The organism is Micromonospora sp. NBC_01412, assembly GCF_045040215.1.
Lineage (GTDB): Bacteria > Actinomycetota > Actinomycetes > Mycobacteriales > Micromonosporaceae > Micromonospora > Micromonospora rubida.
Genome location: NZ_CP109528.1, coordinates 7887356 through 7910778, shown reverse-complemented (window position 1 = coordinate 7910778; position 23423 = coordinate 7887356). Strand labels below are relative to the sequence as shown.

Annotated in this window: 2 protein-coding genes and 1 pseudogene (1 of these 3 cut by a window edge); all 3 read left to right on the top strand. The window is 75.4% G+C overall.

What is annotated here, in order from left to right; translation table 11 throughout:
• Positions 1 to 8676, top strand: partial view of a type I polyketide synthase gene (locus OG617_RS33900; protein WP_405097235.1) — the 3' portion only. The gene continues 4809 nt to the left of window position 1, outside the view; 8676 of the gene's 13485 nt are visible here — the last part of the coding sequence; the start codon falls outside the window, past its left edge; the stop codon is at positions 8674 to 8676.
• Positions 8673 to 22820 (top strand): annotated as a pseudogene (locus tag OG617_RS33895) (type I polyketide synthase); the annotation flags it as partial. The gene OG617_RS33900 and the pseudogene OG617_RS33895, both read left to right, overlap by 4 nt.
• Positions 22803 to 23423 (top strand): phosphopantetheine-binding protein, encoded by a 621-nt coding sequence (locus OG617_RS33890; RefSeq protein ID WP_405104045.1) that lies wholly within the window; start codon positions 22803 to 22805, stop codon positions 23421 to 23423. The pseudogene OG617_RS33895 and the gene OG617_RS33890, both read left to right, overlap by 18 nt.

Sequence of the window (23423 nt, the reverse complement as noted above, 5' to 3'; positions counted from 1 at the left end):
AGCCGCCGCGGCGGTTTCCTGGCGGGCGCCGGTGACTTCGACGCGGAGTTCTTCGGCATCTCCCCCCGGGAGGCGCTGGCCATGGACCCCCAGCAACGTCTGCTGCTGGAGACGTCGTGGGAGGCCATCGAGCACGCCGCCATCGACCCCACTTCGCTGCGCGGCAGCCCCGTCGGCGTCTTCATCGGCACCAACGGCCAGGACTACGCCGCCCGGCTCGCGGAGGTCGACGCAGCCGAGGGCCACGTCCTCACCGGGACGAGCGCGAGCGTGCTGTCCGGCCGGGTCTCGTACACGCTCGGCCTGGCCGGACCGGCCGTCACCCTCGACACCGCCTGCTCGTCGTCGCTGGTCACGCTGCACCTCGCCGCGCAGGCCCTGCGCCGTGGGGAGTGCGCGCAGGCGCTTGCCGGTGGCGTCACGGTGATGAGCAGCCCGACGGTGTTCGTCGAGTTCAGCCGCCAGCGCGGCCTCGCCCCGGACGGCCGGTGCAAGGCGTTCTCCGCCGACGCCGACGGCACCGCGTGGGCCGAGGGTGCCGGGGTTCTGCTGCTGGAACGGCTCTCCGACGCCCGCCGGCACGGCCACCGGGTGCTGGCCCTGCTCACCGGCACCGCCGTCAACTCCGACGGCGCCAGCAACGGCCTCACCGCCCCCAACGGCGCCGCCCAGCAGCAGGTCATCCGGGCGGCCCTCGCCGCCGCCGGCATCTCCGCCGCCGACGTCGGGGTGGTCGAGGCGCATGGCACCGGCACCGAGCTCGGGGACCCGATCGAGGCACAAGCCCTGCAGGCGGTGTACGGCACCGAGCACGACACCGACCGGCCCCTGTGGCTCGGCTCGGTCAAGTCCAACATCGGGCACACCCAGGCCGCCGCCGGGGTCGCCGGGGTCATCAAGATGGTGCTCGCCCTGCGCCACCGCACCCTGCCGCCGACCCTGCACGCCGACGAGCCCACCCCGCACCTCGACTGGTCCGAGTCCGGGCTGCGCCTGCTGACCGGCCGGACCGCCTGGCCGGTCGGCGCCCAGCCCCGGCGCGCCGGCGTCTCGTCGTTCGGCATCAGCGGCACCAACGCTCACGTGATCGTCGAGGAGGCGCCGCCCGCCGACGAGCCCGCCGCCACGCCCGCCGAGACGCTCCCGACGCCGCTGCTGCTCTCCGGAGCCACCCCGGACGCCCTGCGCGCCCAGGCCGCGCGGCTCGGGGAACACCTCGACGCCGGGCAGACCGAGCTGGCCGAGGTCGCGCACACGCTCGCGACCGGGCGCGCCGCCCTGCGGCACCGCGCCGCGATCCTGCGCCACGACGACGCCAAGGCCCGGGAGGCGCTCGCCGCGCTCGCCGCGGGCGACCGAGCCGCCGCGTTGCTCACCGGTGTCGCCACCGGCACCGGCCGGACCGCCTTCCTCTTCCCGGGCCAGGGCAGCCAGTTCGCCGCCGCCGGCGCCGAGCTGTACCGGGCGGAACCGGTGTTCGCCGACGCCCTCGACGACGTCTTCGCCCACCTCGCACCGCACCTCGACGCGTCGCTGCCCGACATCATGTTCGCCGCCGAGGGCACCAGCCCGGCCGAGCTGCTGCACCGCACCCGCTACACCCAACCGGCGCTGTTCGCCGTCGAGGTGGCGCTGCACCGCCTCCTGGCGTCGCGCGGGGTGCACCCGGACCTGATGATCGGGCACTCCGTCGGCGAGCTCGCCGCCGCGCATGCCGCCGGGATGCTGAGCCTCGCCGACGCCGCCCTGCTGGTCGCCGCGCGCGGCCGGCTCACGGACGAGCTCCCGAGCGGCGGCGTCATGGTAGCGGTGGAGGCCACCGAGGCCGAGGTCCGCGACGCGCTCACCGGCACCCCGGTGGCGATCGCCGCGGTCAACGGGCCCACCGCGATCGTCCTCAGCGGTGACGCCGACGCCGTGCACGCCGTTGCCGGGCGGTTCGCCCGGAGCGGCCGGCGCACCCGCGCACTGGCGGTCAGCCACGCGTTCCACTCCGCCCACCTGGATCCGATGCTCGACGAGTTCCGGCGCATCGCGGAGTCCGTCACATACTCCCCGCCGCGGGTGCCGGTGATCTCGAACGTGACCGGCGAACCGGTCGCGGCGGACGCCGGCCACTGGGTGCGGCACGTCCGGGCGACCGTACGGTTCCTCGACGGCGCCCGACGCCTGCACGCCGAGGGCGCGACCACGTTCCTGGAGGTCGGCCCCGGCGGCGTCCTGACCGCCATGCTGGCCGCCTGCCTGCCCGCCGAGAGCGGGCCGGTGGCCCTCACCCTGCTGCCCAGGGGCCGCCCGGAAACGCAGTCGGTCACCACCGCCCTGGCCGCACTGTCCGTACGGGGCCTGCCCGTCGCCTGGCACTCGACCGGACGGCGGATCGACCTGCCGACGTACCCGTTCCAGCATCGCCGGTTCTGGCCCACCCCCGCACCGGCCGAGCCGATCGACGAGGTCTCCGCCCTGCGCTACCGGATCTCCTGGGCACCGCTCGCCGCCCCGGCCAGGCCGCGCCTGACCGGCAGTTGGGCGCTGATCGTGCCGTCCGGTGGCGCCGCGACGGTCGAGGACGCGCTCGTGTCGTACGGGGCCGACGTGACCGTCATCCCGGCCGGTCCGGACCTCGCCGAGCGGCTCGACGAAACCGCCTGGGCGGGTGTGGTGTCGCTGCTCGGCAGCACGGACGACACCCTCCGGCTGGTGCGTGTCGTCACCCGCGCCGGAGGCATCGCGCGGCTGTGGTGCGTGACGTCCGGCGTCGCCCAGGACACGCCGCCCGACCCGGAGCTGGCCCAGATCTGGGGGCTCGGCCGGGTCGCGGCCCTGGAACACCCCGATCGCTGGGGCGGCCTCGCCGACCTGCCCGCCACCCCGGATGCCGGCGCGCTGCGGCTGCTCGCCGCCTGCCTGTCCGGCGGGTTCGGCGACGAGGACCAGATCGCGATCCGCCCGGCCGGTGCGTTCGGCCGCCGCCTCGTGCGCGCCGCCCCACCGGCGGCACCGGCCCGGCCGGGCTGGACCCCGGCCGGGACCATCCTGATCACCGGCGGCACCGGGGGGATCGGTGCCGCCCTCGCCCGCGAGCTGGCGGCGGACGGCGCCGGCCATCTCGTGCTCGTCGGCCGCCGGGGCACCGCCGCGCCCGGGGTGAGCGAGCTCGCCGCCGACCTCGAACGCTCCGGCACCCGCGTCACCGTGGCGGCCTGCGACGTGACCGACTCCGACGCGCTCGCCGGACTGCTGGACGGGCTACGCACGGCCGGCGATCCGCCCCGCGCCGTCTTCCACGCCGCAGGCGTCGTCTCGGTCGAGCGCATCGAGGCCCGGACCGGCAACGCTGACGGGACCGCCGCCGAACTGGCCGCGAAGGCCACCGCCGCGTCCCACCTCGACAGGCTGCTGGACGGGCAACCGCTGGACGCGTTCGTCCTGTTCTCCTCGATCGCCGGCACCTGGGGCAGTGGCGGGCAGAGCGGTTACGCGGCCGCCAACGCCCACCTGGACGCGCTCGCCGCCCGCCGCCGCGCGCGTGGCCTTCCCGCCACCTGCGTGGCGTGGGGACCCTGGGCCGGCACCGGAATGGCCCGGGGCGACGCCGGGACGAGCCTGCGCCGGCACGGCCTGATCGGGCTGCGGCCGGCCGTCGCACTGGCCGCCCTGCGCCAGGCGATCGACCTCGGCGAGCCCGACCTGGTCGTCGCCGACGTGGACTGGCCACGGTTCCTGCCCACCTTCACCGTCGCCCGGCCGAGCGCCCTGATGAGCGGGCTGCCCGTGCCGACGGAGCCTCGGCCCGCCGACGACGGGCCCGGCGCCGGGCCCGGGCCCGAGACCGGGTGGCAGCGCAGGTTCGCCCGGCTGACGGCCGCCGAGCGGCACGATGCGCTGCGCGAGCTGGTCGGCACGGAAGCGGCGACGGCTCTGGGCCACGACGCCGGCTATCCGATCGATCCTGAGCGCCCGCTGCGTGACCTCGGCTTCGACTCGCTCACCACGGTCGAACTGCGTGACCGGCTCGGCGCGGCCACCGGGCTCACGCTGCCCGTCACGCTGATGTTCGACCATCCCACGACCGCCGCGCTCAGTGCGCATCTGCATGCCCTGCTGACCGGTGGCACGCAGGCGCCGGAGCCCGCCACCGCCGCCGCCACGGGGCCGGCCGAGCCCCTGGCCATCGTCGCCATGGCCTGCCGGTTCGCGGGCGGCGTACGCACGCCCGAGGACCTCTGGGCTCTCGTCACCGACGAGGCCGACGCGATCGGGCCCATGCCCGCCGACCGTGGCTGGGACCTCGCCGCGCTCTACGACCCCGACCCGCAACACCCCGGGACGTTCTACCCGGCCGGGGGCGGGTTCCTCACCGGCGCGGGGGACTTCGACGCGGCGTTCTTCGGCGTCTCGCCCCGCGAGGCGCTCGCCATGGACCCGCAGCAGCGGCTGCTGCTGGAAACCGCGTGGGAGGCACTGGAACGCGCCGGGATGGACCCGGCGCGGCTCGGGGGCAGCGCCGGCGGCGTGTTCGTCGGCCTCGCCGGGCAGGGCTACGGCACCGGCCCGAACGTCGGGGACGTCGAGGGCCACCTGCTCGCCGGCACCGTCACCAGCGTCGCCTCCGGCCGCATCTCGTACCAGCTCGGCCTTGAGGGACCGGCCATCACGCTCGACACCGCCTGCTCGTCCTCGCTGGTGGCGCTGCACCTGGCCGGGCAGGCGCTGCGGGCCGGGGAGTGCTCGTTCGCGCTCGTCGGCGGTGCCGCCGTGATGGCCGCGCCGGACGTCCTCGTCGAGTTCAGCCGGCAGGGCGGGCTCTCCAAGGACGGGCGCTGCCGCTCGTTCGCCGAGACCGCCGACGGCACCGGCTGGGGCGAGGGCGCCGGCATGCTGGTGGTCGAACGCCTCGTCGACGCCCGCCGCAACGGCCACCCGGTCCTCGCGGTCGTCCGTGGCACCGCCGTCAACTCCGACGGCGCGTCGAACGGGCTCACCGCCCCCAACGGCCTGGCCCAGCGGCGGGTCATCCGGCAGGCGCTCGCCAACGCCGGGCTGGCCGCCGCCGACATCGACGCCGTCGAGGCGCACGGCACCGGCACCGTGCTCGGCGACCCGGTCGAGGCGCAGGCGCTGCTCACCACGTACGGGCAGGACCGGAACGGCCGGGGACCGCTGCGGCTCGGCTCGCTGAAATCCAACATCGGGCACACCCAGGCGGCTGCCGGCGTGGCCGGCGTCATCAAGATGGTGCAGGCGCTGCGGCACCGGCTGCTGCCCCGCACCCTGCACGTGGACGAGGCCACCACGCGCGTCGACTGGTCGGCGGGCGAGCTGGAACTGCTGACCGAGGCGCAGCCGTGGACCACCGACGCCCGCCCGCGCCGCGCCGGGGTCTCGGCGTTCGGCATGAGCGGCACCAACGCGCACGTCATCCTTGAGGAGGCGCCCGCCGCGGATCCGCCCACCGCCGCGCGACCGCAGGTGGGGCCGGTGTCGTTGCCGCTCTCCGCGCGTACCGGGACCGCGCTGCGCGCGCAGGCCGCGCGGCTCGCCGCCCACCTGACCGCGGAACCCGGGCTCCCGCTCGCCGACGTCGCCCGTGCGCTGGTGACCACCCGGTCGGCGTTCGGCGTCCGGGCCGTCGTCACCGGCACGGACCGTGCTGCGCTGCTGCGCTCCCTGACCGAACTCGCCGGGGACCGGCCTGCGGCCGGCGTGGTTCGGGGTGAGGCGACGCGGGGCCGCACGGTCTTCGTGTTTCCGGGGCAGGGTTCGCAGTGGGTCGGCATGGCCCGGGAGCTGCTCGACGAGTCTCCGGTCTTCGCCGGGCGGATGGCCGAGTGCGCGGTGGCTCTGGCGCCGTTCGTGGACTGGTCGTTGGTCGATCTGGTTCGTGCCGAGGATTCGTGGGATCGCGTCGACGTGGTGCAGCCGGTGCTGTTTGCGGTGATGGTGTCGTTGGCTGCGGTGTGGCGTGCGTACGGGGTGGAGCCGGATGCGGTCGTCGGTCATTCGCAGGGTGAGATCGCGGCAGCGGTGGTGGCGGGCGGCCTGTCCCTGGCCGACGGGGCCATGGTCGTCGCGTTGCGCAGCCGGGCGTTGCGCGCGCTGTCCGGGCGCGGCGCGATGGTGTCGCTGGCGGTGAGCCGCGCCCGTGCCGAGCAGCTGCTGGATCCCGTGAACGCCAGCGTCGCCGCGGTCAACGGCCCGGCAGCGGTGATCGTCGCCGGCGAGCCCGCGGCCCTCGACCGGCTGCTCACCACGTGCGAGCGCGACGGCGTGCGGGCCCGACGCCTCCCCGTGGACTACGCGGCCCACTCGCTCCAGGTCGAGCAGGTGCGTGACGAGTTGCTCGCCGCGTTCGCCGCCGTGCGGCCGGCCCCCACGAGGGTCGCGCTCTACTCCACGGTGACCGGTGAGCAGATCGACGGGGAGTCGCTCACCGCGGAGTACTGGTACCGCAACCTGCGCGAGCCGGTGGAGTTCGCCGCCGGCACGCAGCGCCTGCTGGAGGCCGGGTTCTCGCGGTTCGTCGAGGTCTCCACGCACCCCGTGCTGGTCGCCGGCATCCTGGACACGGCCGAGGAAACCGGACGGGCCGTCACCGCGCTCGGCACGCTGCGCCGCGACGACGGCGACGGGTACCGCCTGCTGGCGGCCCTCGGCGAAGCCTGGTGCGACGGCGCGCCGGTGTCCTGGAGCGCGGTCCCGGAGCCGGCGGGTACCGGCCGTGCCACGGTGCCGCTGCCGACGTACCCGTTCGACCACCAGCGCTACTGGTTGCCCACCCCCGGCCGGCACGCGGCACCCGCCGGAGCGGAGGTCGACCGGACCCAGTCCTACCGCATCCGGTGGCAGCCGATGCCGGACCCCGCCGCCGGCCGGCTCACCGGGGAATGGCTGCTGGTCGTCCCCGCCGGCCAGACCGGCCACCCCGTCGCCGTCAGCTGCCGGGACGCGCTGCGGCAGGCCGGTGCTCGACCCCGCGTCGTCACGCCGGACGAGGTGGAGCACGCCGAACCGGGGGAGCCGGCGGGCATCCTGTCGTTGCTCGCCCTCGACGATGCCCCGGCACCCGGCACGACGGCACCCACCGGGCTGGTGGCAACCGTCCAGTTGCTGCAGACCCTGGACCGCCGTGGACTCGCCGCCCCGCTCTGGTGCGTCACCACCGGGGCGGTCGCCGTCGACGGCGAGCCGCTCGCGCACCCCGACCAGGCCGGCGTGTGGGGCCTCGGCCAGGTGATGCTGCTGGAGCAGGAGCCGCGCTGGGGCGGCCTGCTCGATCTGCCCGGCACCGGTGAGGCCGGCTCCACCGGCCGGTTGGCCGGGATCCTCGCCGGCGGTCACGGCGAGGATCAGATCGTGCTGCGCCCGGACGGCGCGTACGTCCGCCGGCTGGTCGGTGCGGCGCTTCCTGCCGGAGCGGCGCACCGGGACTGGACGCCCGGCGGCGGGCACGCCCTGATCGCGGGCAGCCTGAACGGCCTGACCGCGGAGCTGGCCCGCTGGCTCGCCCGACGCGGCGCCTCGCACGTGGTGTTCGGCGCCGCCGGGCGACCCGACGCGACGGTCGTGGCGGACCTGCACGCGGAACTGTCCGGCCTGGGAGCCGAGCTGACCGTCACCGACGGCGACCCGGCCGATCCGGATCTGGTGCCCGGCACCCCCTCCGTCGTGCTGTACCTCGCCGAACCGGACGAGCCGGGAGCCACCCTGACCGCGCTCACCCCCGAGGAGCTCGACGACGCCCTGCGGGCGACGGTGTCCCGCGTACGGGATCTGCCTGGCGGCCCGACGACATCCCTCGTGCTGGTAACCCCGCTCGGCGGAATCTGGGGCTCCGCCCGGCGCGGAGCGTCCACGGCCGCGTACGCGACCCTGCAGGCGCTCGCCCAGCAACGCCGCGACGGTGGCGCGCACGCCCTGGTGGTGGCGCTGGGCGGCCAGAACCCACGGTCGGCCGGGATCGACCGGCCGATGGCTCCCGCCACGGTCACCGCCCTGCTGGAGCGGCTCCTCGACCGAGACGAGACGTCGGGGGTGATCGCCGACCTCGACGTGGACCGGATGATGGCCTCGGTGCCCGGCCCACGCGCCCTCGGCCTGCTGCGGGAACTGCCGGAGGTGGCGGAGGCGCTGCGGACGCCCCGTGGGGCGGAGACCACTCTCGCCGCTGCCCTCACCGCACGACTGCGACCCCTGGACGCGCCGACCCGGCGCAAGGTCCTGCTCGACCTCGTGACCGAGTACGCCGCCGCGGTCCTCGGCCACCCCGACCGCCGGGCGATCCGGCCGGATGAGGCGTTCTCCGCCAGCGGCTTCGACTCCATGCTCGCGGTGCAGTTCCGCAACCAGCTGAGGACCGCGACCGGCGTACCCCTCGCGGCCACCGTGGTCTTCGACCATCCGACCCCGAACGCACTGGTGGACCTCCTGGTCGACGAACTCTGCTCGGAGACCGCGGAGAGCGGGCAGGTGCTCGGCGAACTCGCCCGGCTGGAGACGGTGCTGGCGGCCCTCTCCCCGGACATCGCAGGCGGGAAGGAGATCACCGCCCGGCTGAACAGCCTCGTCCGCCGGTGGGCGGGCAGCGCCGCGCCGGCCGAGGACGTCGACGACATCGGGTCGGCCACCGCGGACGAGCTCTTCGATCTTCTTGACAACGACTACGGCGTGGCCTGAGGAGCGGACGACACATGCCGAACGACGAAAAGCTCCTCGGATACCTGCGGCGCGCGACCGCCGACCTCGGCCAGGCCCGCCGCCAGCTGCGCGAGGAACGGGACGCGCGGCACGAGCCCATCGCGATCGTCGCGATGAGCTGCCGGTTCCCGGGCGGCGCCAACTCCCCGGAGGAACTCTGGGATTTGGTCGCCGCCGGCACCGACGCCATCACCGAATGGCCGGACCGGCGCGGCTGGGACACCGACCGGCTCTACGACCCCGACCCCGACCGGCCGGGTACGTCCTACACCCGCAACGGCGGCTTCCTGCCCGACGCCGGCGAGTTCGACCCGGGCTTCTTCGGCATCTCGCCGCGCGAGGCACTGGCCATGGACCCGCAGCAGCGGCTGATCCTGGAGACCGCGTGGGAGGCGCTGGAACGGGCCGGCATCGTGCCCGCGACCCTGCGCAACACCGACACCGGCGTCTTCGTCGGCGCCATGACGAGCGGCTACGGCTTCGGCTCCGCCCGCGTTCCCGAGGTCGAGGGGCTGCTGCACACCGGGATGGCCAGCAGCGTCATGTCGGGCCGGCTCTCCTACCTGCTCGGGCTGACCGGCCCCGCGCTCACCGTCGACACGGCGTGCTCGTCGTCGCTGGTCGCCCTGCACCTGGCCGTGCGTTCGCTGCGCGCGGGCGAGTGCTCGATGGCGATCACCGGCGGCGCCACCGTCGTCGCCGACCCGGACCCGTACGTGTCGTTCAGCCGGCAGCGCGCGCTCGCCCCGGACGGCCGCTGCAAGGCGTTCGCCGGCGCGGCGGACGGCACCATCTGGTCCGACGGCGTCGGCATGCTCCTGCTCGAGCGGCTGTCGGACGCGGTGGCGAACGGGCATCCGGTGCTGGCGGTCGTGCGTGGTTCGGCGGTCAATCAGGATGGCGCGTCGAACGGTCTGACGGCTCCCAACGGGCCGGCGCAGCAGCGCGTCATCCGGGCCGCGCTGGCGGACGCGCGGCTGAGCGCAGCCGAGGTGGACGTGGTCGAGGCGCACGGCACCGGAACGCGGCTGGGCGACCCGATCGAGGCGCAGGCGCTGCTCGCGACGTACGGCAGGGACCGCCCCCGGGACCGCCCCCTGTGGCTGGGCTCCTTCAAGTCGAACGTCGGTCACACCTCCGCCGCCGCCGGCGTGGGCGGCGTCATCAAGATGGTGCAGGCGATGCGGGCCGGGGTGCTGCCGCAGACGCTGCACATCGACGAACCCACGCCCCAGGTGGACTGGTCGTCCGGGGCCGTGCGGCTGCTCTCGGAGGCCCGGGAGTGGAGCTCGACGGACCTCCGCCGGGCGGGGGTGTCGGCGTTCGGGGTCAGCGGCACCAACGTGCACGTCGTGCTCGAACAGGCCCCCGCGCCCGCATCCGAGCCCGGGGAGACCCCCGACCTGCTTCCCGTCCTGCCCTACGTCGTCTCCGGGCGTACCGATCAGGCGCTGGCCGCCCAGGTACGCAACCTGATCGCCCACCTCGACCGCGAACCCGACATGGTACCCGCCGCCGTCGCCCGCGCGCTGGCCACCACCCGGACCGCGTTCGAGCACCGGGCCGTCGTGGTCGCCGGGGACCGGGACCGGCTGCTCGACGGCCTGCGGGCGCTGGCCACCGGCGAGGAAGCCGCCCACCTCAGCCGCGGCACCGCCGGGCAACCCGGCCGCACCGTCTTCGTGTTCCCGGGGCAGGGTTCGCAGTGGGCCGGGATGGCCAGGGAACTGCTCGACCAGTCTCCGGTCTTCGCCGGGCGGATGGCTGAGTGCGAGGCGGCTCTGGCACCGTTCGTGGACTGGTCGCTGACCGACCTCGTGCGTGACAAGGACCCGTGGGACCGCGTCGATGTCGTGCAGCCGGCCCTGTTCGCCGTCATGGTGTCGCTGGCCGCGGTGTGGCGCTCGCTCGGCGTGGAGCCGGACGCGGTCGTCGGTCACTCGCAGGGTGAGATCGCGGCCGCGGTGGTGGCCGGTGGCCTGTCCCTGGCCGACGGCGCCAAGATCGTCGCCCTCCGCAGCCGCGCGATCGCGGCCCTGGCCGGCAGCGGCGGCATGGCCTCGGTGCCGCTGCCCGCCGCCGACCTGGCCGACCGCCTCCAGGCATGGTCCGGCAGGCTCTCCGTCGCCGCCGTCAACGCCCCGTCCTCGACGGTCCTCGCCGGGGACGCCGCCGCCGTCGAGCAGATCGTCGGCGAGCTCGTCGCGGACGGCATCCGCGCCCGCGTGCTCCCGGTGGACTACGCCTCCCACACCGCACAGGTCGAGGAGCTCCGGGGCCGGCTGCTCGCGGAACTCGCCGACCTGACCCCGACCACCTCCACCGTGCCGTTCTTCTCCACCCTCGAGGCGGCCTGGCAGGACACCAGCACCCTGGACGCCGACTACTGGTACCGCAACCTGCGCCGGACGGTCCGCTTCGCAGAGGCCGTCCGCGCACTCCTGGCAGAGGGCTACACCGTCTTCATCGAGTCCAGCGCGCACCCGATCCTCACCGTCGGCATCACCCAGACCGCCGACGACGCCGGCCTCGACGCCACCGCCGTCGGCACCCTCCGGCGCGACCAGGACGGCCTCGGCACCGTCCTGCGCTCGCTCGGCGAGGCCCACGTGCGCGGCCTGGCACCCGACTGGTCCGCGCTGTTCCCCGCCATCCCCGGCGGCGCTGCCGGGCTGCCCACGTACGCGTTCCAGCGGCGCTGGTTCTGGCTCGAACGTCCCGCCGAGGTCACCGGCGCGGCACCGGCCCCGCCCGCCGCGGAGGCCGCGTTCTGGCAGGCCGTCGATGACGGCGACCTGCCCGCCTTCACCGCCACGCTCGGCATCGACCCGGGCGACACCGCGGGCGCCGTGCTGCCCGCCCTGGCCGCGTGGCGCCGGCAGCACGAGGACCGGGTCACAGCGGACTCCTGGCGCTACCGCGTCACCTGGCACCGCCTCGCCGAGGCCCCGGCCCCGGCCCTGACCGGCACGTGGCTGCTGGTCACGTCCGCCGCCGGCGACGACACCCTGCCCGACGAGTGCGACTCGGCCCTCACCGCCGCCGGCGCCACCGTCGTACGGCTGGTCCTCACCCCGGCCGACGATGACCGCGCCCGACTCACCGAACGCCTCACCGCCGTCCTCACCAGCCCGGTCGGCGGGGTCCTGTCGCTGCTCGGCACCGACGCCACCCCGCACCGCCGGCACCCGCAGCTGACCGATGGCACCGCGCTGAGCCTGGTTCTCGTGCAGGCGCTCGGCGACAGCGGCTGCGGCGCGCGGCTGTGGTGGGCCACCCGGGGTGCCGTCGCCACCGGCTCCGACGACGTCCTGACCAGCCCCGCGCAGAGCCTGATCTGGGGCCTCGGCCGGGTCGCCGCGCTCGAACACCCGGACCGCTGGGGCGGCCTGATCGACCTGCCCGCCGTGCTCGGCGAGCGCGCCGCCGACCGGCTGCGCCACGCCCTCGGCAACCCGGACGGTGAGGACCAGATCGCCGTGCGGGCCACCGGTGCGTACGGCCGGCGGCTCGCCCGCGCGGCGCTCGGGGACGCCCGGGTCCGCACCTGGCGGCCCCGCGGCACCACGCTCATCACCGGCGGCACCGGGGGAGTCGGCGGGCAACTCGCACGCTGGGCCGCCGCTCGCGGCGCCGAGCACCTCGTGCTGGTCAGCCGCAGTGGCGAAGCTGCCGAGCTGGCCGCGGAACTCACCGCCGCCGGCACCCGGGTGACCGTCGCCGCCTGCGACGTCGCCGACCGGGACGCGCTGGGCGCGCTCGTCGCCACGCTGCGCGCCGAGGGCGCCGACATCCGTACCGTCATCCACGCGGCCGGCAGCGGCGCGCTGGTGCCGCTCGACGACACGAATCCCGACGACTTCGCGCCGATCCTGAACGCGAAGGTCCGAGGTGCCGACAACCTCGACGCGGTGTTCGGCGACGCCGAGCTGGACGCGTTCCTGCTGTTCTCGTCGATCTCCGCGGTCTGGGGCAGCGCCGAGCACGGCGCGTACGCCGCCGCCAACGCGTACCTCGACGGGCTCGCCGAGAACCGCCGGTCCCGGGGCCTGGCGGCCACGTCCGTCGTTTGGGGCATCTGGGACCCGGCCGACGGTGGCGGCATGGCCGCGAACCTGATCGAGGACCAGCTGCGCGGCCGGGGCGTCCCGTTCATGTCCCCTGCGGTGGCGCTCACCGCCCTGCAGCAGGTGCTCGACAACGACGACACCGTCATCGTCGTCTCCGCGGTCGACTGGGACCGGTTCGCGCCGGTGTTCACGTCGGTGCGCCCGAGCCGGCTCATCGGCGACCTGCCCGAGGTCCGCCGGGTTCTGGCCGCCGCCGAGGAGCCGGCCCCGGAGGACGACGGCGCCGGGAGTGGGCTGCGTCGCCGGCTGCGCGAGACCGCAGCCGCCGACCGCGGCCGGCTCCTCACCGACCTCGTCCGCACGCACGCTTCGGGAGTCCTCGGTTATGACGCCGGCGCGGCGGTGGACCCGGACCGCGCGTTCCGTGACCTCGGCTTCGACTCGCTCACCGCGGTCGAGATGCGCAACCGCCTCAACACCGCCACCGGGCTGCGGCTGCCCGTCACGGTCATCTTCGACTATCCGTCGGCCACCGCCCTGGCCCGCCACATCGGTGCGCTGCTGCTCGGCACGCGTACCGACGATCGCGAGGAGATCCCCGCCGCCGTGGCGAGCGACGCGGACCCCGTCGTCATCGTCGCCATGGCGTGTCGGTACCCGGGCGGCGTCCGTACCCCGGACGAGCTCTGGGACCTGATCGCCGACGGCGGCGAGGCCGTCACCGGGATCCCCGACGACCGCGGCTGGGACCTCACGAGCCTCTACGACGCCGATCCCGACCGACCCGGCACCACGTACTCCGTCGCGGGCGGCTTCCTCCAGGACGCCGGCGCGTTCGACGCGGCGTTCTTCGGCATCTCCCCCCGCGAGGCCCTGGCCATGGACCCGCAGCAGCGGCTGCTGCTGGAGACGTCGTGGGAGGCGCTCGAGGCCGCCGGCATCGACCCGGCCGGCCTGCGCGGCAGCCGGACCAGCGTCTTCACCGGAGCCGCCTACCAGGGGTACGGCAGCCACGACGTCGCGGAGGAGATCGAGGGCCACCTCATCGCGGGGGTGTCGACCAGCGTCCTGTCCGGGCGGGTCGCCTACAGCCTGGGCCTCGAAGGCCCCGCGGTCACCGTGGACACCGCCTGTTCCTCCTCGCTGGTCGCGCTGCACCTGGCCGTCCAGTCGCTGCGCGCCGGGGAATGCACGCTGGCGCTGGTCGGGGGCGTCACCGTGATGGGCACCCCCATGTCGCTCACCGGGTTCAGCCGTCAGCGTGGCCTCGCCCCGGACGGGCGCTGCAAGTCCTTCGGCGCCGGGGCGGACGGCTTCGGCATCGCCGAGGGCGCCGGTGTCGTGCTGATCGAGCGCCTGTCGGACGCCCGGCGCCACGGCCACCCCGTGCTCGCCGTCGTGCGCGGCTCCGCGATCAATCAGGACGGAGCCAGCAACGGCCTCACCGCCCCTAGCGGGCTGGCGCAGCAGCGCGTCATCCGCAGCGCGCTCGCCAACGCCGGCCTCGCCCCGGCCGACGTGGACGTCGTCGAGGCGCACGGCACCGGCACCCGGCTGGGCGACCCGATCGAGGCGCACGCGCTGCTGGCCACGTACGGCCAGGACCGGCCCGCCGACCGGCCCCTGCTGCTCGGCTCGATCAAGTCGAACATCGGCCACACCCAGGCCGCCTCCGGCATCGCCGGCATCATCAAGGTGGTCCAGGCGCTCCGGCACGGACAGCTGCCCCGGACCCTGCACGCCGCCGAGCCGACCCCGGCCGTCGACTGGTCCGCCGGTAGGGTCGCCCTCCTCACCGAGCCCCGGCCGTGGCTGCCCGGTTCCCGGCCCCGCCGCGCGGGGATCTCCTCGTTCGGCCTGAGCGGCACCAACGCCCACGTCATCATCGAGCAGCCGCCCACCGTCGAGCCCGGGGCCGGCGCTGCCCCGGCCGCCGGCCGGCCCGTGCTGTGGCCGCTGTCGGCCCGCACCGATCAGGCACTGCGGGACCAGGCCACCCGGCTCGTCGATCTCCTCGCCCGGAACCCCGGCGCGCACCTCGCCGACCTCGGCCACTCGCTGGCCCATGACCGCACCGCGTTCGAGCACCGCGCCACGGTCACCGGCGCCGACTCCGACACCCTGCTGCGCGCGCTGGCCGCCCTGGCCGAGGGCCGCGCCGACGACCGGCTCGCCCGGGGCGTCGCGGACCGGCCCGGCCGCACGGTCTTCGTGTTTCCGGGTCAGGGTTCGCAGTGGGTGGGGATGGCCAGGGAGTTGCTGGAGGAGTCTCCGGCCTTCGCGGGGCGGATGGCCGAGTGTGCGGTGGCGCTGGCGCCGTACGTGGACTGGTCGTTGGTCGATCTGGTCCGGGGAGAGGACTCGTGGGATCGCATCGACGTGGTGCAGCCGGTGCTGTTTGCGGTGATGGTGTCGTTGGCTGCGGTGTGGCGTGCGTACGGGGTGGAGCCGGATGCGGTTGTCGGTCATTCGCAGGGTGAGATCGCGGCAGCGGTGGTGACGGGCGGCCTGTCCCTGGCCGACGGGGCGCGCATCGTGGCCCTGCGGAGCAAGGCCCTGCTTCCGCTCGTGGGCAACGGCGGCATGCTGTTCGCCGCGACCCCGCCGGACCGGATCACCGGCCACCTCGCGCCCTGGGTCGACAAGATCTCGGTCGCCGCGGTCAACGGCCCCGGCTCGGTCACCGTCTCCGGCGACCTCGCGTCGCTGCGGGAACTGGGCGACCGCCTCGCCGACGCCGGCATCATGTCCTGGACGCTGCCCGGCGTCACGTTCGCCGGACACTCGCCCCAGGTCGAGGCCCTGCACGGCGAACTGATGACCGCGTTCGCCGGCGTCGACCCGCAGCCGTCGGACATCGCGTTCTACTCCACCGTCGCCGGCGACCGCACCGACACCACGGCCCTGTCCGCCGACTACTGGTACCGGAACCTGCGCGAACCGGTCGCGTTCGCCGCCGCCGTCGCGGCGCTGCTGCGCACCGAGCACACCACCTTCATCGAGGTCAGCCCCGACCCGGTGCTGTCGGTGTGGCTCCAGCAGGCGCTCGAACCGGCCGGCGGCGGCTGCGTCACCGGCACCCTGGTCAGCGGTGACGGCGGTCTCGGCCGGTTCCTCACCTCCCTCGGTGCGGTGTACGCCCACGGCATGCGCATCGGCTGGAACGCCGTGTACGCCGGAACCGGCGCCCGCCGCACCGAGCTGCCCACGTACCCGTTCCAGCACACCCGGTACTGGCTCGAAGCGCCGGCCGCCGCGACCGCCGTCACCGCCGGATCCGAGCCCGCCGACGCCGGATTCTGGACGGCCGTCGAGGACAACGACCTGGCCACCGTCGCCGACACCCTGAGCCTTGCCGACGAGCAGGCCCGCTCCTCGCTGCGTGCGGTGCTCCCGGCGCTCTCCTCGTGGCGTCGCGACCGCCGGGACCGCTCCATCGTCGACACCTGGCGCTACCGGGTGACCTGGAAACCCGTCCCGGCCACCCCGGCGGCCCCGATCCTCGGCGGCACCTGGTGGCTGATCGTGCCCGAGGCCGTCGCCGTGGACCCGGCCGTCGAGCGTTCCCTGATCCGGCACGGCGCCACCGTCGTCACGGTGACCGTCGACGCCGGCGACCGCGCCGGGATCGCCGACGCCCTGCGCGGACACCTTGCCGGCAGCCCGCCCGACGGGGTGTTGTCGCTGCTGGCGCTCGCCCCCGGTGACCACCCCGCCGGACCGGCGCTGCCGGCCGGAACCGCGCTGACGGCCGCACTCGTGCAGGCACTCGGCGACAGCGGGGTGACCGCGCCGCTCTGGGTCGCCACCACCGGCGCCGTCTCGGTGGGACGCGCCGACGCCATCAGCGCACCGCACCAGGCCATGATCTGGGGCCTCGGTGCCGTCGCCGGCATGGAGTACCCGCAACGCTGGGCCGGCCTCGTCGACCTGCCCGCCCGTCTCGACGACCGGGCCCTCGGACGCCTCGCGGCCGTCCTCGCCGGCCTCGACGGCGAGGACCAGATCGCGGTCCGTGCCTCGGGCATCTTCGCCCGCCGACTGACCCGGGCCGCCCCGGTCGGCACCGCCATCGGTGACGGCTGGAACACGTCCGGCACCGCGCTGATCACCGGCGGCACCGGCGCCCTCGGCGCCCACGTCGCCCGCCGGCTGGCCGGCCGGGGCGCCCAGCACCTGCTGCTGCTCAGCCGCACCGGCCCGGACGCGCCCGGCGCCGAGGCCCTCGTCGGTGAGCTGACCGGCCTCGGCGTCACCGCCGCCGCCGTCGCCTGCGACGTCACCGATCGCGACGCGCTCGCCGCGGTCCTCGCCGCGATCCCGGCCGACCGCCCGCTGCGGACCGTGGTGCACGCGGCCGGTGTCCTGGACGACGGACTGCTCGACCGCCTCACCCCGGAACGGGCCGCCGTCGTGCTGGGTCCCAAGGCCGAGGCGGCGAGGCACCTCGACGAGCTGACCCGCGACCTCGGCCTCGACGCGTTCGTCCTGTTCTCCTCGCTCGCCTCCACGTTTCCCGGCAGCGGCCAGGCCAGCTACGCCGCCGCGAACGCGTACCTCGACGCGGTCGCGGAGCGCCGCCGCGACCTCGGGCTGCCGGCCACCTCGATCGGCTGGGGCCTGTGGGCGGGGGAGAGCGCGGCCACCGCGTCCGGTGACCGGCTCGTCCGCGCCGGCCTGCAACCGATGGAACCCGCGCTCGCGCTGGTCGCCCTGGAAGAGGCCCTGGCGACCGGCGAGACCCGGCTCATCGTCTCCGGCTTCGACTGGGCCCGCTTCACCCGTGCGACGGTCACCCTGCGGGCCGCCACCGCGCTGCGTGACCTGCCCGATGCCGTGCCGTTCCTCGACGACGCCCCGGGCGGCGGCGAGGGCGGCGACTCGCTGGCCGGGCGCCTCGCTCGGATGGCCCCGGCGGACCGTGACGAGGAACTGCTCACCCTGGTCCGTACGGAGGTCGCCGGGACGCTCGGCTACGCCGACCCGGTCGCGATCGAGCCCGGTCGCGTCTTCAAGGACCTCGGCTTCGACTCGTTGACCGCCGTCGACCTGCGCAACCGGCTGGCCGCCGCCACCGGGCTGCGGCTGTCGGTCACCCTGGCGTTCGACCACCCCACGGTGACGGCGCTCGTGCGGCACCTGACCGACCTGCTGGGCATCGCCGGCGATCCCGCCGGCACGCCCGCCGAGCCCGCCGTGGCGGTGCCGCCGCCCGACGACCCGATCGCCATCGTCGCGATGAGCTGCCGTTTCCCGGGCGACGTCAGCTCACCCGAGGACCTCTGGCAGCTCGTGGTCGACGGCACCGACGCGATCACCCCGTTCCCGGACAGCCGCGGCTGGGACCTCGACGAGTTGTATTCCGAGGACCCCGGGCAACTCGGCACGTCGTACACGCGCGAGGGCGGCTTCCTGCACCGCGCCGCCGAGTTCGACCCGGCCTTCTTCGGCATCGCACCGCGCGAGGCGTTCGCCATCGACCCCCAGCAGCGGCTGCTGCTCGAGGTCACCTGGGAGGCGTTCGAGCGGGCCGGCATCGATCCACTGTCGCTCAAGGGCAGCCGCTGCGGCGTGTTCGTCGGATCCAGCTACCACGACTACGGGTCCCGGGTGCGGAAGCCGTCCGAGGAGCTTGAGGGCTACCTGGGCCTCGGCAGCGCGGGCAGCGTCGCCTCCGGCCGCATCTCCTACACCCTCGGGCTGGAGGGCCCGGCGGTCACCGTGGACACCGCCTGCTCCTCCTCGCTCGTCGCGATCCACCTCGCCGCCCAGGCGCTGCGCGGCGGCGAATGTACGCTCGCCGTGGCCGGCGGCGTCGCGGTGATGGCCACTCCCGCCTCGTTCGTCGAGTTCAGCCGCCAGCGGGGACTCGCCGAGAACGGCCGCTGCAAGCCGTTCGCCGCCGCGGCAGACGGCACCGCGTGGGCCGAGGGAGCGGGCGTCGTCGTCCTCGAACGCCTCTCCGCCGCGCGTCGCAACGGACACCCGGTGCTGGCCCTGGTACGCGGTTCGGCGGTGAACTCCGACGGCGCGAGCAACGGGCTCACCGCCCCGAACGGCCCGTCCCAGCAGCGCGTCATCGCGCAGGCGCTCGCCAACGCCGGCGTCAGTGCCGCCGAGATCGACGCGGTGGAGGCGCACGGCACCGGCACCCGGCTGGGTGACCCCATCGAGGCACAGGCGCTGCTGGCCACGTACGGCCAGAACCGCCCTGCGGACCGTCCCCTTCTCGTCGGATCCCTCAAGTCCAACATCGGCCACGCCCAGGCTGCCGCCGGCATCGGCGGCGTCATCAAGATGGTGCAGGCGATGCGGCACGGCCTGCTGCCCGGCACGCTGCACGTGGACCGGCCGACGCCGCTGGTCGACTGGTCGTCGGGCGCGGTGTCGCTGCTGACCGCGAACACCCGGTGGCCCGACAACGGCCACCCGCGCCGCGCCGCGGTGTCGTCCTTCGGCGTCAGCGGCACCAACGCACACACCGTGCTGGAGCATGTGCCGGACGACGACGCACCCGTGCCGGCACCGCAGGACGCCGGGATCGCACCGTGGCTGGTCTCCGGGCGCAGTGCCTCGGCACTGCGGGACCAGGCCCAGCGGCTGCTGGCGTACGCCGAAGCCCGCCCCGCCCTCGACCTGAGCCGCACCGCCCGCGCGCTCGCCACCGGGCGCAGCGCGTTCGAGCACCGCGGGGCCGTCGTCGCCGGCGACCGGGACGCCCTGCTCGCGGGCCTCCGGGCGCTGGCCGCCGGCGGCACCGCCCCCGGTGTCGTCCGGGGCACGTCCGCCGCCGGCAAGACGGCGTTCCTCTTCTCCGGGCAGGGCAGCCAGCGTGCCGGTATGGGCGCCGAGCTGTACCGCGTGTACCCGGTGTTCGCCGACGCGCTCGACGCGGTGTGCGCGGAGTTCGACGCCGTACTGGACCGGCCGCTGCGGGACGTGATGTTCGCTCCGGCCGGCTCGCCCGGGGCTGCCCTGCTGGACGCCACCGCGTACACCCAGCCCGCGCTGTTCGCGCTGGAGGTGGCGCTGGCCCGGCTGGTGCAGCACTGGGGTGTGCAGCCGGCGCTGCTGCTGGGCCACTCCGTCGGGGAGATCGCCGCCGCGCACGTCGCCGGCGTCTTCTCGCTCGCGGACGCCACCCGGCTCGTCGCGGCCCGCGGACGGCTCATGCAGGCGCTGCCCGCGGGCGGCACCATGATCGCGTTGACCGCCTCGGCGGCGGAGGCCCGCGTGCTGATCGAGGGCCACCAGGGCCGGGCTGCCGTCGCGGCGGTCAACGGCCCCGCCGCCACCGTTGTCTCCGGCGACGAGGACGCCCTGCTCGACGTCGCCGCCCGCTGGCAGGCGCTGGGCGGCAAAGCGCGGCGGCTGCCGGTGAGCCACGCGTTCCACTCGCCACACATGGACGCGATACTCGACGACTTCCGCCGGGTCGCCGGGACCGTAGCCTTCCAGCCGTCCCGGATCCCGGTGGTCTCCAACCTGACCGGCCGACCGGCGACCGCCGAGGAGATCGGCACCGCCGACTACTGGGTCGCGCACGTCCGCGAAGCCGTCCGCTTCCACGACGGAATGCAGCTGCTGGCCGACGAGGGCGTCACCCGCTTCGTCGAACTCGGCCCCGACCAGTCGCTGACCGCGATGGGCCGCGACTGCCTTGCCGGTCGGGACATCGAACCGGAGGCCCTGGTGCCGCTCCTGCGCAAGGAGCGCGCCGAGAGCTGGTCGGTGCCGACGGCGCTGGCCCAGCTGCACAGCCTGGGCGGTGAGGTCGCGTGGAGCGGGTTCTTCGCCGGCGCCGGCACGCACCACGTGGACCTGCCGACGTACGCGTTCCAGCGGGACCGCTACTGGCTCGAGGCGAACGCCGATGCGGGTGACGTCGCCTCGGCCGGCCTGCAGCCGACCGGGCACCCGCTGCTCGGCGCGGCGGTGGAGCTGGCCGACTCCGACGGGTACCTGTTCACGACGCGGTTGTCCACGCGGACGCACCCGTGGCTGGCCGACCACAGCGTCCTCGGCGCGGCGCTGTTCCCCGCCACGGCGTTCCTGGAACTCGCCGTCCGCGCCGCTGACCAGGCCGGGTGCGACCAGGTCGAGGAGCTGCTGCTGGAGGCCCCGCTGGCGATCATGTCGCCGGGCGCCGTCCTGCTGCAGATCGCGGTCGGTGCTCCCGACGAGGGCGGCAGCCGCACCCTGGCCATCCACTCCCGCCCCGAGCACGCGTCCCCGGAACAGCCGTGGACCCGGCACGGCAGCGGCCTGCTCACCGCCGGAGCCCCGGCGCCCGCCCCGGACGGGCTCGCCGAGTGGCCGCCCCCGGGAGCCGAGCCGATCGACACCGTCGGGCTCTACGAGCGGTTCGAGCAGGGCGGCTTCTCCTACGGCCCGGCATTCCAGGGCCTGCGCGCGGCCTGGCGGCTCGGCGACGAGGTGTACGCCGAGGCGAGCCTGCCGCAGCAGCACCGGTCCGACGCCGGCCGGTTCGGATTGCATCCCGCGCTGCTGGACAGTTCGCTGCATGCCCTGACGTTCGGCGTCCTGCGCGGATCGACCCGGAGCTGGCTGCCGTTCTCGTGGAACGGGGTGCGGCTGCACGCCTCCGGTAGCCCGGCGCTGCGGATCCGGCTGCGCCCCGCCGGCCAGGACGCGGTGGAGGTGCTGGCCACCGACGCGGCCGGCGACCCGGTCGTCGAGATCCGCGCGCTGGCGCTGCGGCCGGTCTCCGCCGACCAGGTCCGCGCCGCCCGCCCGCTGGGTCGGCACGACGACCTGTACCGCGTCGAATGGCCGGTCCTGCCCGCACACCCGGCACCGTCCGACGGCGACTGGGTGGTCCTCGGCGAGGACGCGACGGCGTGGACCGCCGCGGGCGTCACCCGTGCCGTCGCGGATCTGGCCGCGCTGGCCGCCGCCGCGACCCTGCCCGCCGTGGTGGTGGCCCCGATCCCGGTCGGAACGGATCCGGAGCGCGACGAGGCGGGTGCGGCCCGGGTCGCAGCCGTGCACGCGTTGACCCTGATCCAGGGCTGGCTCGCCTCGGAACGGTTCCGCGCGGCCACCCTGCTGGTGGTCACCCGCGGTGGGGTGGCGGTGAGCCCGGACGCCGACGTGCCAGTTCTGGCCCACGCCGCGGTGTGGGGGCTCGTGCGGACCGCACAGACCGAGAACCCCGGCCAGTTCGTGCTCGCCGACCTGGACGACAGCACCGCCTCGCTGAGCGCCCTGCGAGCCGCCGCCGGCTCCGGCGAGCCGCAGCTCGCGCTGCGCGGCGGCGTGGCCCACCGGACGCGGCTCGCCCAGGTGTCCCGCACCGGCGCGGAAGCCGCGCCGGGCTGGGGCGGCGACGGCACGGTCCTGATCACCGGTGGCACCGGCGCGATCGGGCGGCACATCGCCCGGCACCTGGTCGTCGAGCACGGCGTACGCCGCCTGCTGCTCGCCGGCCGCCGTGGCCCCGCCGCCGAGGGCGCCGCCGAACTGCACACCGAGCTGACCGCGCTGGGCGTCCAGGTGGACATCGTCGCGTGCGACGTCGCAGACCGCGGTCAGCTCACCGCGCTGCTGGCCGGCGTTCCCACCGCTCACCCGCTCACCGCCGTGGTGCACGCGGCCGGCGTACTGGCGGACGGCGTCGTCGACGCGCTGACGCCGCAGCGGCTGCACGAGGTGATGCGGCCCAAGGCGGACGCCGCCCTGCTGCTGGACGAGCTCACCCGCGACCGGGACCTGGCGGCGTTCGTGCTGTTCTCCTCGATCGCCGGTGTCTTCGGCGGCATGGGCCAGGGCAACTACGCCGCCGCGAACGCGCTGCTCGACGCGCTCGCCCACCGCCGCCGCGCCAGGGGTCTGCCCGCCACGTCGCTCGACTGGGGACTGTGGGCCACGGAGGGCGGCATGAGCGGCTCCCTCGACGAGGGGGATCTGCGGCGCATCGCCCGCAGCGGCATCATCGCGTTCACCCCGGCCGACGGCGTCCGGCTGTTCGACGTCGCTGTCGCCGTCGACGAACCCGCCGTGCTGCCGCTGCGGATGGATCTGGAGGCGATGGCCGTCGGCGGTTACCCCGTCCTGCTTAGCGGCCTGATCCGCCCGCCGGCGCGGCGCACAGCGGGCCTCGCCGCCGGCCCGGATGCCGTCGAGGTGCTCACCCAGCGGCTCGCCGGTCAGACCGAGGCCCAGCGCGGGCGAACGCTGCTGGAACTCGTCCGGCTGCACGCCGCCACGGTCCTCGGCTTCGGCGATCCCAGCGTCGTCGACGGCGACCGGGGGCTGCTCGAACTCGGCTTCGACTCGCTGACCGCGGTGGAGTTGCGCAACCGGCTCAACGCGGCGACCGGTCTGCGACTGCCCGCGACTCTGCTGTTCGACCACCCGACGTCGTCGGCGGTCGCCCGGCACCTCGCTGCGGAACTCGTGCCCGCGCAGACCACACCGTCCGTGGCGGGCCTCGCCGAACTGGACCTGCTGGAGAGCGCACTGGACGGCGACCGGACCGACCCGGAGGTCGTCGACCGGCTACAGGTCCTGCTCACCAAGCTGCATGCCGGTGCCGGTGCCGACGCCGACGCCGCCTCGGTGCAGGAGCGGATGGACCGGGCCACCGACGACGAGATCTTCGACTTCATCGACAACGAGCTCGGGATGTCATGA